The 16,110-nt window shown below is 65.7% G+C and carries 15 protein-coding genes; 9 read left to right on the top strand and 6 right to left on the bottom strand.

Going from position 1 to position 16,110, the window contains the following annotated elements:
* Nucleotides 1-547: 547 nt before the first annotated feature.
* From CI41S_RS28815 to CI41S_RS28825, 3 genes are read right to left on the bottom strand one after another with little or no spacing between them, the layout of a single operon-like run.
* Nucleotides 548-2,302 (bottom strand): flotillin family protein, encoded by a 1,755-nt coding sequence (locus tag CI41S_RS28815; RefSeq protein WP_139862646.1) that lies wholly within the window; start codon nt 2,300-2,302, stop codon nt 548-550.
* A 4-nt stretch (nt 2,303-2,306) separates the two neighbouring features.
* On the bottom strand, nt 2,307-2,969 hold the full coding sequence (locus tag CI41S_RS28820) for an OB-fold-containig protein (RefSeq protein WP_139483129.1): 663 nt from the start codon (nt 2,967-2,969) through the stop codon (nt 2,307-2,309).
* On the bottom strand, nt 2,966-3,154 hold the full coding sequence (locus CI41S_RS28825) for a hypothetical protein (protein WP_175607165.1): 189 nt from the start codon (nt 3,152-3,154) through the stop codon (nt 2,966-2,968). Before CI41S_RS28825 ends, CI41S_RS28820 begins: the two co-directional genes overlap by 4 nt.
* A gap of 313 nt (nt 3,155-3,467) precedes the next feature.
* Between CI41S_RS28825 and CI41S_RS28830 the strand changes: the two genes are divergently transcribed.
* On the top strand, nt 3,468-4,844 hold the full coding sequence (locus tag CI41S_RS28830; protein ID WP_139862647.1) for an Nramp family divalent metal transporter: 1,377 nt from the start codon (nt 3,468-3,470) through the stop codon (nt 4,842-4,844).
* A 75-nt stretch (nt 4,845-4,919) separates the two neighbouring features.
* Here the strand turns inward: CI41S_RS28830 and CI41S_RS28835 are convergent, their stop codons facing one another.
* The 3 genes from CI41S_RS28835 to hemB form a co-directional block, all read right to left on the bottom strand.
* The gene (locus tag CI41S_RS28835; protein WP_139483131.1) at nt 4,920-5,696 is read right to left on the bottom strand and encodes an arginyltransferase; all 777 of its coding nucleotides are present in this window, start codon (nt 5,694-5,696) and stop codon (nt 4,920-4,922) included.
* 90 nt (nt 5,697-5,786) lie between these two features.
* A complete protein-coding gene (locus CI41S_RS28840) occupies nt 5,787-6,329 on the bottom strand; it encodes an RDD family protein (protein WP_139483132.1) in 543 nt (180 codons plus the stop codon).
* A 256-nt stretch (nt 6,330-6,585) separates the two neighbouring features.
* Complete coding sequence (hemB, locus tag CI41S_RS28845) at nt 6,586-7,650, bottom strand: porphobilinogen synthase (protein WP_139483133.1); 1,065 nt, start codon at nt 7,648-7,650, stop codon at nt 6,586-6,588.
* 187 nt (nt 7,651-7,837) lie between these two features.
* Between hemB and CI41S_RS28850 the strand changes: the two genes are divergently transcribed.
* The 8 genes from CI41S_RS28850 to CI41S_RS28885 all read left to right on the top strand — a co-directional run bounded on the left by CI41S_RS28850 (nt 7,838) and on the right by CI41S_RS28885 (nt 16,102).
* Nucleotides 7,838-8,299 (top strand): DUF6163 family protein, encoded by a 462-nt coding sequence (locus CI41S_RS28850; protein WP_139483134.1) that lies wholly within the window; start codon nt 7,838-7,840, stop codon nt 8,297-8,299.
* 654 nt (nt 8,300-8,953) lie between these two features.
* On the top strand, nt 8,954-9,472 hold the full coding sequence (gene ldtR, locus CI41S_RS28855; RefSeq protein ID WP_139483135.1) for a transcriptional regulator LdtR: 519 nt from the start codon (nt 8,954-8,956) through the stop codon (nt 9,470-9,472).
* A gap of 269 nt (nt 9,473-9,741) precedes the next feature.
* Entirely contained in the window at nt 9,742-9,972 is a 231-nt protein-coding gene (locus CI41S_RS28860) for a hypothetical protein (protein ID WP_139483387.1), read from the top strand.
* A gap of 23 nt (nt 9,973-9,995) precedes the next feature.
* The gene (locus tag CI41S_RS28865) at nt 9,996-10,217 is read left to right on the top strand and encodes a hypothetical protein (RefSeq protein ID WP_139483136.1); all 222 of its coding nucleotides are present in this window, start codon (nt 9,996-9,998) and stop codon (nt 10,215-10,217) included.
* Nucleotides 10,218-10,588: 371 nt separating this feature from the next.
* A complete protein-coding gene (locus CI41S_RS28870; protein ID WP_139862648.1) occupies nt 10,589-10,963 on the top strand; it encodes a hypothetical protein in 375 nt (124 codons plus the stop codon).
* Between the two features lie 98 nt (nt 10,964-11,061).
* A complete protein-coding gene (locus CI41S_RS28875; protein ID WP_139862649.1) occupies nt 11,062-11,463 on the top strand; it encodes a FixH family protein in 402 nt (133 codons plus the stop codon).
* On the top strand, nt 11,460-12,911 hold the full coding sequence (locus CI41S_RS28880) for an efflux RND transporter periplasmic adaptor subunit (RefSeq protein WP_139862650.1): 1,452 nt from the start codon (nt 11,460-11,462) through the stop codon (nt 12,909-12,911). Before CI41S_RS28875 ends, CI41S_RS28880 begins: the two co-directional genes overlap by 4 nt.
* On the top strand, nt 12,908-16,102 hold the full coding sequence (locus tag CI41S_RS28885; RefSeq protein ID WP_244626726.1) for an efflux RND transporter permease subunit: 3,195 nt from the start codon (nt 12,908-12,910) through the stop codon (nt 16,100-16,102). Before CI41S_RS28880 ends, CI41S_RS28885 begins: the two co-directional genes overlap by 4 nt.
* Nucleotides 16,103-16,110 lie beyond the last annotated feature (8 nt).

Here is a 16,110-nt window from a genome sequence, read left to right on the forward strand (position 1 = left end):
CAGCCTTTCCAGCAAATGCTGTCGTCATGGCCGGGGCAGATCCCGGCCTAACCAAAATGCCGAAAAACAACCCCATGCAAAGTAGCCGGCGGCTGTCCGTTCGAAACGGCGACTTGACACGTCGGGCAACTCAGTGGTAATCTTCTATCATTCCGAAATCGTGCGACGTCCTTTGCCCAAAGCCCGGGTATGACGGACTATCGGGCGTGGCCGATAGCCCTATGCGATAGCCTTGCGCTTGCGGCGGAGGCCGGCCGTTTCATGTCGCGAGAATGCGCAATTGTATCCCCACTCACAACTGTCATCGTCCGGCCTGTGCGCAATTGCGCACATGGACCGGGCGATCCAGTACGCCGCGGCCTCTCGGCTCAAGCACTGCCGTCTCTGGAATACTGGATCACCCGCTTTCGCGGGTGATGACACCGAGTTAGCTGTTTAACAGTTGAACTAGAAGCGGCCGCCGGAGGCGGCCCACGCTCCCCCCGCGCGCGGAAGAGGTGAAGCGCATCTGCCGTCAGACGGGGACCGCCTTACACCGATCAGTCGGTCACTGCGGTTTCGGACCCGGCGCGAGTTGCCCGGTGATCGTGCCGATCAGCGCCGTCGGCTGGCTGCCGTCGCCGCTTGCTGGCGTCTCGGCGACCTCGGCTTTCCGTTGCGCCAGCGCGCTGGTCAGGCTGGTGAGCGCGTCGGGCCCGGTCGGGAAACCGGCCTCGGAGAGGATCTTGTCGATCATCGGCTTGAACGCCGAGACCGACAGCAATTGCGCGGCGAGGCCGTCGCCGAGCCCGAGGCCGCCATTGCCGTTGGCATGACCGTTGGCGCCGCCGCGGCCGAGCATGCTGCCGGTGTCGAAGATCCTGATGTCGGAGATCTTCTCGATCGGCTTGACCGCCTCGGCGAGCGCGCTCGGGATCACGTTGATGCGGGCGAGGTTGAGATCGTAGGCGATCATGTCCGCGCTCAGCTTGTTGCGCGCTTCCGCCTTCATGGTCGCGACCTCGGCCTCGGCCTGGCCGAGCGCCTTGACGCCGGCGGCGCGGGTGGTGGCGGCGGCCGCATCGGCCTTGGCGAGCACGCTGGTGGCTTCCGCCTTGTTGGCGGCGGCCTGGCGCTCCGCCTCGGCCATCACGGTGACCGGCATCGCGTCGGTTTCGGCGACCTTGCGCGCGGCGATCACGTTGATGATCCTGTCGCGCTCGGCGACCTCGGTGGCGCGGGCGGTGGTGACCTTTTCCTCGGCCGCGATCGCAACCGCGCGCGCGGTCTCGGCGATGGTCTGGGCCTCCGACTGCTCCTTGTTCTTGTTGGCGACGACGATCGCGGCTTCCTGGGCCACGATCTGCAGATCGCGCTCCATCTCGGTGGTGCGGCGCTTCACCGCGAGATCGGCCTCGATCTTGCGGGTGTCGCGGGCTTGGTTGGCCTCGGTCTGCTTGTTGGCGACCGCGAGCTCCTGCTGGATGCGGTACTCGGCCTCGTTCTGCAGCGCGGTCTGCTCGACCTGCGCGGTCTGCGCCCGCATCGCCGCGGTCTTGTTGGCGATGTCGCGCTGCTGCGCCAGCTCGGCCTCGCGCTTGGTGCTTTCGATCTGCAGCGTGGTCTGCCGCGCCACCAGGTCCTGCTGCGCGATGTTGACCTCGGTGGTGCGGACGATCTGGTTACGCTCCTGCTCGCGCTGTTTCGTGATTTGGGTCAGCGTGGTCAGGCCGTGGGCGTCGAAGAAGTTGGTCGGGTTGAAGTGCTTGATGTCGCTCTGGTCGAGCCGCGTCAGCGACACCGATTCCAGCTCGAGACCGTTGTTCTGGATGTCGGCGCCGACGGCGTCCTGCACCGCCTTGACGAAGGTGGCGCGCTGTTCCTGCAATTCCTCGAGGTTCATGGTCGCGGCGACCGAGCGCAGGCCGTCGACGAATTTTGCTTCCACCAGCTCACGGAGCTCGGCCGCGTCATTGGTGCGGTTGCCGAGCGTCTGTGCGGCGAGCGCAATCGACGACGAGTCGGGCTTGACGCGCAGGTAGAACTCGGCGCCGATGTCGACGCGCATGCGGTCCTTGGTGATCAGCGAGTCCGGGCCGCCGCGCGCGACTTCGAGCCGCAACGTCTTCAGGTTCACCGCGGCGGTGGAATGGAAGATCGGCAGCACCACCGAGCCGCCGTCGAGCACCACCTTCTGGCCGCCGAGGCCGGTGCGGACATAGGCCTCATCGCGCGTCGAGCGCTTGTAGAGCCTTGCGAACAAGATGCCGATGACGAGGATGGCGATGACGGCAATGAGGACGGGTACAGCAAGTTCCCACATTTGATTATGCCCTGTTGGAAGATCGTCGTTGTTCTCTGAGATCGGCGGGAGCGGCAATCGCGACAAAACTTTTGGCGTCGCGATCGACCAGCTGCACGCTGGCGCCGACCGGCAACGCCTCGGAATCCGGACCGGCGCGCGCCGGCACGGTGTGCCAGTTGCCGAAGACATCCTTGAGACGGACCCGGCCGGGCAACCCGTGATCGAGCGGACCGACCGTGACTTCGCCGATATGACCGACGAAATCGGTTTCCTCGACCGCATAGCTCTCGTCGCGCGGGATGATGCGCGCGATCTTGCGGCTGGTGACACGGGTCAGCGGCAGGCTCCAGACCAGCGCAACCAGCGCGGCGACCCAGGCCGGCACCGGCAGGCCGATGCCGTGGGCGAACGCCTGGGTGACGAAGCCGATAATCGAGAAGTAGCCGAGCACCAGGATGAGCAGGATCAGCAGCGGCAGATGCCCGGCATTGACCCAGAGGAACAGCCCCTCGAGGGTTCCGTGGTTGTCGCCCTCGGCGGCGACCTCCTTGCCGAACAGTTCGCTGATCGAGAAACCGACCAGCATCGATACCAGCTCGATACCGCCGAGCGTTACCATGATCGCAGCCGCAATCGCGAACGGCCGTACGTCGGGGGCGAGCAGAAGATCGCCAATGACACTCATTGTTGTGACTTGATCCTTTCAAGCCGCGCCGCGATGTCGCGGTGCAGGCGATCCAGTTCGTCAAGCTCCTTGTCGTCGAGCACGCCGGAGGCGGGAACACCGGTGATGGGAATCGCCGTGGCGCGCAAAGCACTCGCTGTATTTGTCGCCGATGGGCGTCGACTGGTTTCGTTGTTGAGCCTCATATCCCGGCATCTTGAACGACACCAAGATGTGTCGGGCGACAGTGCTAATGGTCCATGAAGTTGGATCGTCGATCGCGAACAACTTGTCGTCGAGCGGTATCCGGCGGATGGAAGCCGCTGCGGTGGGCGCTGACGGGGGAGCTCGGCGCGGACAACAGTCGGTTCCAGGCCGCTGCGGTGGACCCCTCGGTCGCGGGGATGTCGTCGTCCGGGCGAGGGCGGTCGGGCAGGGGTTCCGCGATAGCGGCATCGTGAGCCTAGATGCAGTTGCAAATGAGTTGCATTAACGGGGTGGATCAGCCATCTTGTCCGTATGGACGCTCGTACGCCTGAAATGCCCACCGTTGCCCTCTCCACGGCCCTGCCGGCAGCCTCCGGCTGGCGGGGCGACGCCGGGCATGTCCAGAGCCTGCCCGAGGTCAATTCGACCGTCGCGGTACCCACCGGCGGGCTGTGGTGGCGTCGGCTGCTGGCCTTCGCCGGGCCGGGCTACCTGGTCTCCGTCGGCTACATGGACCCCGGCAACTGGGCCACCGACCTCGCGGGCGGCTCCAAGTTTGGCTACACGCTGCTGTCGGTCATCCTGCTCTCCAACCTGATGGCGATCCTGCTGCAGGCGCTGGCCGCCCGGCTCGGCATCGCCACCGACCGCGACCTGGCGCAGGCCTGCCGCGCGACCTATTCGCGCCCGGTCAACTTCATGCTGTGGCTGGCCTGCGAGGCGGCGATCATCGCCTGCGACCTCGCGGAAGTGATCGGCACCGCGATCGCGCTCAAGCTGCTGTTCGGCATTCCCCTGGTCGGCGGCGCGCTACTCGCGGCGCTCGATGCGTTCCTGCTGCTGCTCTTGATGAACCGCGGCTTCCGCTTCCTCGAAGCCTTCGTGATCGCGCTCCTGATCGTGATCGCGGTCTGCTTCGTGGTGCAGATCACAGCGGCGGCGCCGCCGGTGGCCGCCGTGCTCGGCGGCTTCGTGCCGTCGCGCCAGATCGTCACCAATCCGGAGATGCTGTACATCGCGATCGGCATTATCGGCGCCACCGTGATGCCGCATAACCTCTATCTGCACTCATCGATCGTGCAGACCCGCGCCTATCCGCGCACCGAGGAGGGCCGGCGCGACGCGATCAAATGGGCGACCACCGACTCCACCATCGCGCTGATGCTGGCGCTGTTCATCAACGCCGCGATCCTGGTGGTCGCCGCCGCGACCTTCCACAAGACCGGCCATGCCGATGTCGCCGAGATCGACCGCGCCTTCGAGCTGCTGTCGCCGCTGCTTGGGCTCGGCATCGCCTCGACGCTGTTCGCGGTGGCGCTGCTGGCCTCCGGCCTCAACTCGACGGTGACTGCGACACTCGCGGGCCAGATCGTGATGCAGGGTTTTCTGGACCTGCGGATGCCCAACTGGGCGCAGCGGCTGTTGACCCGCGGCATCGCGATCGTCCCGGTGGTGGTGGTCGCCGCGATCTATGGCGACAGCGGCACGGCGCAGCTCCTCGTATTCAGCCAGGTCGTGCTGTCGATGCAGCTGCCGTTCGCGGTGATCCCGCTGGTGCGGTTCGTCTCCGACAAGCGCAAGATGGGCGCGTTCGCGATCCCTATGCCGGTAGCCGCCGCGGCGTGGATCGTCGCCGGCGTGATCGTGATCCTGAACGTGAAGCTCTTGATCGATACGTTCTTCGGCTGAAACGGCGAATAGCGAATAGTGAGTAGCGAATAGGGGTCGTGACTATTCGCTATTGGCTACTCGCCATTCGCCCCTTTAGTCCTGCGGCTCCGCCAGCGCCTCGCTGGAGGCGTCGACGCGCAGCCAGCCGCTGGGGGCGAGCCGCTGCTGCGGCAGGAAGCGGCCCTTGTAGTCCATCTTCTTGGAGCCCTCGATCCAGTAGCCGAGATAGACGTAGGGCAGGCCCTGGCGGCGGGCGCGGGCGATGTGGTCGAGGATCATGAAGGTGCCGAGCGAGCGGGCCTCCTGCGACGGCTCGAAGAACGAATAGACCATCGACAGCCCGTCGCTGAGCACGTCGGTCAGCGCCACCGCCAGCAGCTCGTCGCCGCGGCCGGTGATGGCGCTGTCGACGTTGCGCTTGCGGTACTCGATGATCCTCGTCTCGACATGGCTGTCCTCGACCATCATCGCGTAGTCGAGCACGGTCATGTCGGCCATGCCACCGTTGCGGTGGCGGCGGTCGAGATAGGCCCGGAACACCGAATATTGCTCCGAGGTCGGCACCGCGCTGCGCTGCTCGCCGATGATGTCGGCGTTGCGGGCCTGGACCTTGCGGAAGTTGCGGGAGGGGCGGAATTCGTTGGCGATCACCCGGACCGAGACGCAGGCCCGGCACTGGTCGCAGGCCGGGCGGTAGGCGATTGACTGGCTGCGGCGGAAGCCGCCATGGGTCAATAAGTCGTTGAGATCGCCCGCTTTGTCGCCGACCAGATGCGTAAACACCTTGCGCTCATGCCGGCCCGGCAGATAGGGGCAGGGGGAGGGCGCGGTCAGATAGAACTGGGGAGTATCACGCGAGTGCTGGGTCACGTCTGATCGTCAGGCTCCGCAACAAAACAGTACAGGCAGCCGGGTAAGCATCGCCCTCCCGAGGGTAATGGTCAATTGGTTTAGGCGGGCCTAATAGGCCCGCGCGGCCGGCGCCGCCGGGGCCCGGACCGAGCTGTTGATAACCACTGTTCCGAGCACGAGGTCGTGCAGCAGCTGGCGGCGGCGGGTGATCAGGCCGACCAGGAGCACCAGCGGCGTCAGGAACGAGATCGTCACCCAGAACAGCACCGCGTGCACGGCGCCGAGCACGAAATAGCCGCGGGCGCCGTACCAGGTGCGCAGTTCCAGATCCATCATCCGCATGCCGATGGTCGCCGAGTGCTGCCCGCCGATCGAGGCGCCGTAATAGACGATGGCCCAGATGATCGAGAGCGGGGAGATCAGGCCGAACAAGGTCCAGCCCAGGAAGAAGGTGACGAAGCCGAGCAGGAAGATGAAGACCACGGCGAGGATCACCGGTATCGCAAGCACCACGAGGTCGATCAGGAAGGCGAACAGGCGCCGGGTCAGCACGCCGCGGAACAGGTCCGGCCGCGTCATCGGATCGAACGCATGCGGGGGAACGCCGCCGTCGTTGCGCCAGGTGCTGCCGCCGTCATTGCCGTAAGACATCGCCAACCTCCGAATCGGGTCCCGCGCAGGACATGGGAACAGGAGGCTCGCCTGCCAAGCCGGGGCGAACATCAACTTGCCGAAATATTCCGGCGATTCGGCGGCCGGATCGGCCCGTGATGTCGCCATCTCGTCAATGCGAGCCAACCGGTCGGCGCGAAGCGCCGCCGGATGACAGGCTCCGCGAAGCAATCCAGGCTTCCCCGAGCCGAGAAATGGATTGCTTCGCTGCGCTCGCAGTGACGAGGAGAGACCGTCAGCTCTCGGCCCTGATCTTCTCGGCGGCCTGCGGCGCAAAATAGGTCAAGATGCCGTCGGCGCCGGCGCGCTTGAAGCCGACCAGGCTCTCCATCATGGCGCGTTCGCCGTCGATCCAGCCATTGGCGGCGGCGCCCGCGATCATCGCGTACTCGCCGGACACCTGGTAGACGAAGGTCGGCATCGCAAAGGTGTCCTTCACGCGGCGGACGATGTCGAGATAAGGCATGCCCGGCTTCACCATCACCATGTCGGCGCCTTCGGCGATGTCGAGCTCGACCTCGCGCAGCGCCTCGTCGGAATTGGCGCTGTCCATCTGATAGGTGCGCTTGTCGCCGGTCAGCGTCTTGGCGGAGCCGATCGCGTCGCGGAACGGGCCGTAGAACGCGGAGGCGTACTTGGCCGCATACGACATGATCTGCACGTCGCCAAAACCGTTGTCGTCGAGCGCATCGCGGATCGCGCCGATCCGGCCGTCCATCATGTCCGACGGCGCGATCACGTCGCAGCCGGCCTCGGCCTGGGTCAGCGCTTGCTTCACCAGCACCGCGACCGTCTCGTCGTTGAGGATCTTGCCGTCTTCGAGCAGCCCGTCATGGCCGTGGCTGGTGAAGGGATCCAGCGCGACGTCGCAGAGCACGCCGATGTCGGGAAATTCTTTCTTGATCGCGCGCACCGACTGGCAGACCAGATTGTCAGGGTTGAGCGCCTCCGAGCCTTCCGCGTCGCGCAGCGCCGGCTCGGTGAACGGGAACAGCGCGATGCAGGGGATGTTGAGTTTCGCGGCGCGCTCGGCGTCGCGCACGATCTGGTCGACGGTGAGCCGTTCGACGCCGGGCATCGAGGCGACCGGCGTGCGGGTGTTGTGGCCGTCGACCACGAACATCGGCCAGATCAGGTCGTTGGTGGTCAAGACGTTCTCGCGCACCAGGCGGCGGGCCCACTCCGTCTTGCGGTTGCGGCGCAGGCGGATCGTGAGGTCGAGCGACGGGGCGGCGAGGGTTTCAGCCTGGCGGCGCGGCGCATCGCGCAATTCGATCGGGCGCCCGAATTTGATCGCCATGTCTCTATCTCCCCGGAAACGGCTGGTCTGGACCTGATATAAGTCCAGTTCTAGCACCTGTCAGGGGTGCCGTCATGGCGCCCCTGGTGGCCCCTGATTTGCCGTCACGGCAATTGATTTTGCCGGCTCCGCGGGCCAAGACTGGCCACCATGAAGACCTCACTGCAGCCGCTATCCGGCGATTCGCATGTCTGACACCTCGGCACGCGAGGCTGCGCGGGACAATGCCATCACACCCGGCGCGATCTCGTCCGACCGTATCGAGCCGGATGAGAATGCGTGGACGCGGCGGCTCGTCATCTTCCTGCGCATCATGGCCGTCGTCTCGATCGCCAAGGGCCTCTATCACTGGGCCCAGGTCACCGGCTTCGTCGGCGGCGAGGAGGAGGCGTTTGAGAACCAGTCGATGGCTTGGCAGACCGCGACGATCTATTTCGCGGTCATCGAGCTCGTCGCCGCGGTCGGCCTTTGGCTTGCGACGCCGTGGGGCGCCGTGGTGTGGCTGACGACCGTGGTGTCGATGGCGGTCATCGAGCTGATGTTTCCGGGCATCTATGGCGGCAGCCTCACCGTGGTCGCGCTCGAGGCGGTGATGCTCGCGGCCTATCTGGCGCTGGCGTGGATGGCGGCGCGCGAACGCCCGCCATAGCCAGGCAACGCGGTGTGGCCTCGCGGCGACAGCGCGGCGAAACCGCCGGCATCTTCATGTCCGTGCGCGCAGTGAGAAGACAGGACCGGCCGGTCTGGCTAGGTCGGTGCCACAGACCGCGCACCCTGCGACACTCCATCCCGGGAACACGCGCTTCTGCGGGAATCGCCGTCGGGACCGATTTTCTCGATCTCGGCGCGCAAGTGCCAGCCGGCTTTGCGCTGGTCGACGGCGTGACCCGGTCTTTCCGCGGCAGCGGGGAGGCCAGTTCCGGACGCCGCCCGCGCGCGCATCGCGGCCAGGGCGCCACGGCGCGACCCGAAAAAATTTCAAAGAATTTTCCGGTAACCCGCCGGTCACCGTAAAGGGTTCCCTCACACCCGTTACCCCAGCGTTTCGAATTCAAACGATGCTGTATCCGAATGTGACAGAGGGGCAGACGAAGCGTGAACAAAGGGCCTGCCACCGTCAATGAAATGTTGCGAGAAGCCCTTGATCCATGGGCTTAATCCGCGATTCACTGTCTTAAATTCATGATCTCTTTATTGTCTTATTTAAGCGGATCTTCAAACGGCCCCCTTAAGTTGCAGCTATCAGGCGGGACACAAGTTTCGTCGAATAAAGTCGATAAAAACGACAAACAGGGGAAGTGTCATGATGAAAGCCGTTGCGACAACGGCGGTGGATGCCGCTGATCGCGCTGCCGGTCAATCGCCGGTGCAGCCGCTCTATCTGGAAGCACTGACTTTGGTGGAGCGGCTGCATCGCCGGCTGCTCGACGTCATCAAGGACGAATTCGACCGCCGCGGCCGCGCCGACATCAACTCGGTGCAGGCACTGCTGCTGTACAACATCGGCGACAAGGAGCTGACCGCCGGCGAGCTGCGCACCCGCGGCTACTATCTCGGTTCCAACGTCTCCTACAATCTGAAGAAGCTCGTCGAGCTCGGCTTCCTCGATCACCAGCGCTCGCGCGTCGATCGCCGCTCGGTCCGCATCCGTCTGACCGCGCAGGGCCAGGAAGTCCGCCGCATCGTCGACGCGCTCTATCAGAAGCACGTCAAGACGGTCGAGCAGGTCGGCGGCATCTCGAACGAGGAGTTCGCCAGCCTCAACAAGTCGCTGCACCGCCTCGAGCGGTTCTGGACCGACCAGATCCTGTATCGCCTCTGAAACCCGACTTTCTTCGCCTGATGGCCCAAGCCGGCCGACCAGAAGACCGGCAGCCAATCTCCAGACAGCGCATCGGCCATGCCCGGCCGGTGCGCTTTGTCATGCTGCGCCTGCGAAAAAATACTCTCGCGCAGGAACCAAGGGGCTCCCGGCGGCTTATCTCCCGGTCGAGCATGATGGGTTCGCATCATGCTCTTCTGTTCTTGTTTGGACGCGTTTTCTTCACGCGAACCACTTCGCTGGAAAACGCTCTGATGGAGACGCAGGATATGTTGCTGGAGCGCGGGATCGAGGTGGTGAATGTCGAGGTGGTGGGCGATGCCTACGCGATCGCCTCGAATTACCTCCGCAAATCCGGTGCGATACCCGACACCTTCGCCACCAACGAGCGCCTGCTCGGCATCATCGTCAAGATGTTCCAGCACGGTGAGATGAACCGGCTCCGCCTCGCCAACAAGGCGATCGCGAAGTTCGAGGCCGAGACGCTGGTCGTCGCCTGAGCGTCAGTTCCCCCGGAGACGTCATGGAAGCCGCTATCGATCGCATCATGCAGACCTATGATCTGCTGCTCAACCGCACGGCTGCCGCCAGCGACGAGGCGCGCGCCAAGGTGACGGAATATGTGCGGACGCTGGTCGAGGCCGGCGAGACCGACACGCACCGGCTGACCGTGTGCGGCCTGACCTATCTGCGCCAGCTCGACGGCAGCACCGACCATGTGAAGGCCGGGTATACCGGGCTGTAGGGCGCCGCACCGCTGCTTCCCCGTCATTGCTTCGCTTCGCTGGCAGTGACGCGGCATGTGATTCACTTTTCCAACAGCCCGCCTGTGAGACCCGTCATCCTGAGGTGCGAGCTCTTGCGAGCCTCGAAGGATGCACGGCCCGGCTGGTGGCCGATTCATCCTTCGAGGCTCGCCAAGCGGCGCACTTGCGCCGCTTGGCGAGCACCTCAGGATGACGGGTGTTGGTTTGGTTCGCCTGTGAAAGCAGCCAAAGGTGCAACCGGAAACAACTGAAGCTGGCGCGGCGGGCAACCCGGTCCCGGTCATTCCGGTGGCGAAATCGTGATTTCGGGCGGCTTTGCGCCAGGCCACATGACGTGCGACAAGGAACCATGCACCTCAGGCGGCTGGCCAATCTCTGGATTTTGCTGTTCGTCGCGGCCGGGCTCTTGCTCGCGCCCGTGGCGCCGGCGTTTGCCAGGATGGCGCCGGATGCCGCAATGGGGGCGATGCCGGCGATGTCTGACGACATGCAGGCGATGTCCGACGACATGCCGTGCTGTCCGGACCAGAGCAAGAACAAGGCCTGCGACGATTGTCCGTTCGTCGCGCTGTGCATGCTGAGCGTCCCGCTGTCCGTCCCTGCGGGGGTGGCGTCACTGATCGAGCGCCATCCGCTGAAGAGCCGGTTCGGCGCGCATGATGATCGCCGGCACGACGGCCTCGGCGCCAAACCTCCCGACCATCCGCCTCGAACCGAGGTCTGAGGGGCGCGCAAGCGCCTGATCGCTGACGCGTGCGCCGGACGGCGTGCGCGCCGTTGCAAGCCGCTGACGCGGCCAATCAGACCTATCGAGGATTAGCAATGAAGACGTCCAACCTGGCGCGCGCCACCGTGGCCGCGCTGCTCGGCGTTGCCGTGGCGAGCCTGCCGGCGCGTGCCGAGATCAAGAACTACGAATTCCAGCTGACGCAGCCGACCGTCCAGGTCGGGGCCGACCGCATCGTCACGGTGCGGCTGGTCGACAAGACCACCGGAAAGCCGGTCCCGGACGCCGTGATCTTCGCGACACGGCTCGATATGGCGCCCGACGGCATGCAGGAGATGGTGACCAAGGTGACGCCGATGCCGGGCACCGAGCCGGGGACCTACCGCTTCAAGGCGACCTTCAGCATGGCGGGCCGCTGGCAGCTCTCGCTCGGCGCCAAGGTGCAGGGCGAGACCGGCACGGTCGACAACAAGCTCGTCGTCACGGCCGGGAAATGAACCGTCTCGGCCAGGCCGGCGCCGCCGCTGCGATTGTCGCAGCGGCGGGCGTCGCAATTGTCGGCCGCGGCCTGCCGACGCGTTCGATTGCAAATGTCGCAGCCTCCACCGCGCAGGCGGCGGAGACCGGCGCGCCGATCTATTTCCGCGATCCGGACGGCAAGCCGCTCTATTCGCTGACGCCGAAGCAGACGCCCGACGGCCGCGACTATCGGCCGGTGCCCGCCGGCGCCGATGTCAGCTTCGACGCGCCCGAACCGGCTGTGGAGATGCAGGCGGCGGCTCCCAAGGCCGATCGCAAGATCAAATACTACCGCAACCCGATGGGGCTTCCCGACACTTCGCCGGTGCCGAAGAAGGACTCCATGGGGATGGACTACATCGCGGTCTATGACGGCGATGACAGTGACGACGGCTCGATCACGCTGTCGCCCGGCAAGGTCCAGCGCACCGGCGTGACATCGGAGCCGGCGGAGCGGCGCCGCATCCGGACGCTGGTCCGCGCGCCCGGCACGATCCAGCTCGACGAACGGCGGGTGTCGGTGATCGCGATGCGTGCCGAAAGCTATGTGCAGAAGGTGGCCGACGTCACCACCGGCAGCCGGGTGAGCAAAGGCCAGCCGCTGATGGAGATCTACAGCCCGGCGGTGTCGTCCGCCGCGGCCGAATATCTGGCGACTATCACGTCGAAAGCGACCGCCGGGCTGGAGCCTTACGGACGCGGCTCGCGGCAGCGCCTGATGAACCTCGACGTGCCCGAGCCGGTGATCGCCGAGATGGAGAAGAGCCGAACCGTGCCGATCGCGATCCAGTGGTCGTCGCCGCGGGACGGCATCGTGCTTCAGCGCAACGCGATCGAGGGCATGCGCGCGCAGTCCGGCGACGTGCTGTTTCGGGTCGCCGACGTCTCGCTGGTGTGGGCCGTGATCGACGTCGCCGAGCGCGATCTGGGGACGATTGCGGTCGGGCAGCCGGTCACGGTGCGGGCGCGCAGCTATCCTGGCCGCGCGTTCGAAGGCCGCATCGGCGTGATCTATCCGCAGCTGAACCGGGAGACCCGCACCGCGCGGATCAGGATCGAACTGGCGAACGCCGATCTCGCGTTGCTCCCCGACATGTATGTCGATGCCGAAGTCGACACCGGCAGCCGCGAGCCGGTGGTTGCAGTCGCGGAAAGCGCGGTGCTCGACACCGGCAGCCGGCAGACCGTGCTGATCGACAAGGGCCGCGGCCGGTTCGAGCCGCGCGAGGTCAAGCTCGGGCGGCGCGGCGAGGGCTACGTCGAAATCCGCGACGGCCTCGCCGGCGGCGAAGCGGTCGTGACCTCGGCCAACTTCCTGATCGACGCCGAAAGCAACCTCAAGGCGGCGCTGAAGGGATTTGCCGAGCCCGCCGGCGCCCGCGCTGCCGACCTCTCCGGTGACGCGACCATGGAGGCCAAGCCATGATCGCCCGGATCATCGCCTGGTCGGCGCGCAACCTGCTGCTGGTGCTGTTCGGCAGCGGCTTTGCGGCGGCGGCCGGCTTCTACGCGCTGCTCCATCTGCCGCTGGACGCGATTCCCGATCTTTCCGACACCCAGGTGATCGTCTACACCGAGTACCCCGGCCAGGCGCCGCAGGTGATCGAGGATCAGGTCACCTATCCGCTGACCACGGCGATGCTGACGGTGCCGCGCTCGAAGGTGGTGCGCGGCTTCTCGTTCTTCGGCGTCTCCTTCGTCTACGTGATCTTCGAGGACGGCACCGACATCTACTGGGCGCGTTCGCGCGTGCTGGAATTCCTCAACGGCGCGGCCTCGCGATTGCCGGCCGGGGCGACGCCGACCATCGGTCCGGACGCGACCGGCGTCGGCTGGGTCTACCAGTACGCGGTGATGTCGAAGCAGTTGAACCTCGCCGACACCCGCACCATCCAGGACTGGAATTTGAAGTTTGCGCTCGCCAAGGCCGAGGGCGTCGCCGAGGTCGCCAGCGTCGGCGGCTTCGTCAAGCAGTACAATGTCATCCTCGATCCGCAGCGGATGCGCGATCGCGGCATCACAATGCAGAAGATGCGCGAGGCAATCCGCGCCAGCAACGCCGATGTCGGCGGCCGCACCGTCGAACTGTCCGAGTTCGAATATGTGATCCGCGGCAAGGGTTACCTGAAGAGCATCAACGATCTCGGCAATATCGTGCTGAAGACCGACAACGGCACGCCGGTGCTGCTGCGCGACGTCGCGCGCGTCGAGCTCGGGCCGGACGAGCGGCGCGGCATCGCCGAGCTGAACGGCGAAGGCGAGGTGGCCAGCGGCATCGTGCTGCAGCGCTTCGGCATGAACGCGCTCGACGTGATCGATAACGTCAAGAAGCGGTTCAAGGAGATCGCGAGCAGCCTGCCGCAGTCGGTCGAGATCGTGCCGGTCTACGACCGCTCGAACCTGATCCACGCGGCGATCGATACGTTGAAGCGCACCCTGACCGAGGAAAGCACCGTCGTCGCGCTGGTGTGCATCGTGTTCCTGCTGCATGTCCGCAGTGCGCTGGTTGCGATCCTGATGCTGCCGGTCGGCGTCCTGATGGCGTTCGGCGCCATGAAGTTTTTCGGGATCGGCTCCAACATCATGAGTCTCGGCGGCATCGCGATCGCGATCGGCGCCATGATCGACGCCGCGATCGTGATGATCGAGAATGCGCACAAGCATCTGGAGCGCGCCGAGCCCGGCCGGCCGCGGGTCGCGATCCTGATCGAGGCGGCGGCCGAGGTCGGCCCGGCGCTGTTCTTCAGCCTCTTGATCATCACCGTATCGTTCATGCCGATCTTCACGCTGGAATCCCAGGAGGGGCGGCTGTTCTCGCCGCTCGCGTTCACAAAAACCTTTGCGATGGCGGCAGCGGCGCTGCTGTCGGTGACGCTGGTGCCGGCGCTGATGGTGATCTTCGTCCGCGGCAAGATCGTCCCCGAGCACAAGAATCCGATCAACCGCTTCCTGATCTGGATCTACCGCCCGGTGATCAAAGGCGTGTTGCGCGCCAAGGCGCTGGTGATCGTGCTGGCGCTCGCCGTCCTCGCGGTCTCGATCTGGCCGGCGCGCCAGCTCGGGACCGAGTTCATGCCGAACCTGAATGAGGGCACGCTGCTGTACATGCCGACGACATTGCCGGGAATTTCGGTGACCAAGGCGGCCGAATTGATGCAGACCCAGGACCGCATCATCATGAGCTTTCCGGAGGTCGCCTCGGTCTATGGGAAGGCCGGCCGCGCCGCGACCGCGACCGATCCGGCGCCGTCGGAGATGTTCGAGACGGTCGTCAACCTCAAGCCGAAGCCGCAGTGGCGGGCCGGCGTGACGATCGACAGCCTGATCGCCGAGATGGACAAGGCACTGCAGTTTCCCGGCGTGTCCAACGCCTGGACGATGCCGATCAGGGCGCGCATCGACATGCTGTCGACCGGCATCCGCACTCCCGTCGGCGTCAAGGTGATCGGTCCGGACCTCGCCGGGATCGACAAGCTCGCGAAGCAGATCGAGCAGATCCTCAAAGCGGTGCCCGGGACCTCGTCGGCCTATGCCGAACGCGGCCTCGGCGGCTACTACCTCGAGATCACGCCGAACCGCGCGGCGCTGTCGCGCTACGGCATCATGGTGCAGGACGTGCAGGACACCATCGCAACGGCGCTCGGCGGCCAGAGCGTGACCACGACGATCGAGGGGCGGCAGCGCTTCACGGTCAACATGCGCTACCCGCGCGATCTCCGCGACAATCCGCAGGCGATCGCCAGCGACATCCTGGTGCCGATGCCGGCGGGCGGCGCGGTGCCGCTCGGCGAGGTCGCCGACGTCGTGCCGGCGCGCGGGCCGACCTCGATCAGGACCGAGAACGGACAACTCGCAACCTACATCTATGTCGATATCCGCGATCGCGATCTCGGCGGCTATGTCGCGGACGCGCAGCGCGCCGCGCAGGCGAGCGTCCAGTTTCCGCCGGGCAGCTATCTGGTCTGGAGCGGGCAGTACGAATATCTGGAACGCGCCGCGGCGCGGCTCAAGATCGTGGTGCCGGTGACGCTGGCGATCATCTTCGTGCTGCTCTACCTCAACTTCCGCTCGGTCGCCGAGACCATGATCGTGATGCTGTCGCTGCCGTTCGCGCTGGTCGGCGGCCTCTGGCTGATGTGGGCGCTCGGCTTCAACATGTCGGTTGCGGTCGCCGTCGGCTTCATCGCGCTCGCCGGCGTCGCCGCCGAGACCGGCGTGGTGATGCTGATCTACCTCAACCAGGCGCTGGCAGAGGCGATCAAGCGCCGCGCCGCCGCGGGGGCCGCGCTGGATCTCGACGATCTCCATGGCGCGATCATCGAGGGCGCGGTCGAGCGCGTCCGGCCGAAGATGATGACGGTGGTCGCCATCATGGCGGGACTGCTGCCGATCATGTGGAGCACCGGCACCGGGTCCGAGATCATGCAGCGCATCGCGGTGCCGATGATCGGCGGCATGATCTCCTCGACCTTGCTGACGCTGATCGTGATCCCAGCGATCTTCGCCATCGTGAAAGGCTTTGGGCTGCCGCCCACCGCCAGCAGCGGCAATCAACAGCCGACGACCGGTGTCGAGAATACGCAGACACGCGCTCGCGTGCTCGAGCGTACGGCGTAGGCGAGCCG

Origin of the sequence: Bradyrhizobium ivorense (assembly GCF_900696085.1) — a bacterium.
GTDB lineage: Bacteria > Pseudomonadota > Alphaproteobacteria > Rhizobiales > Xanthobacteraceae > Bradyrhizobium > Bradyrhizobium ivorense.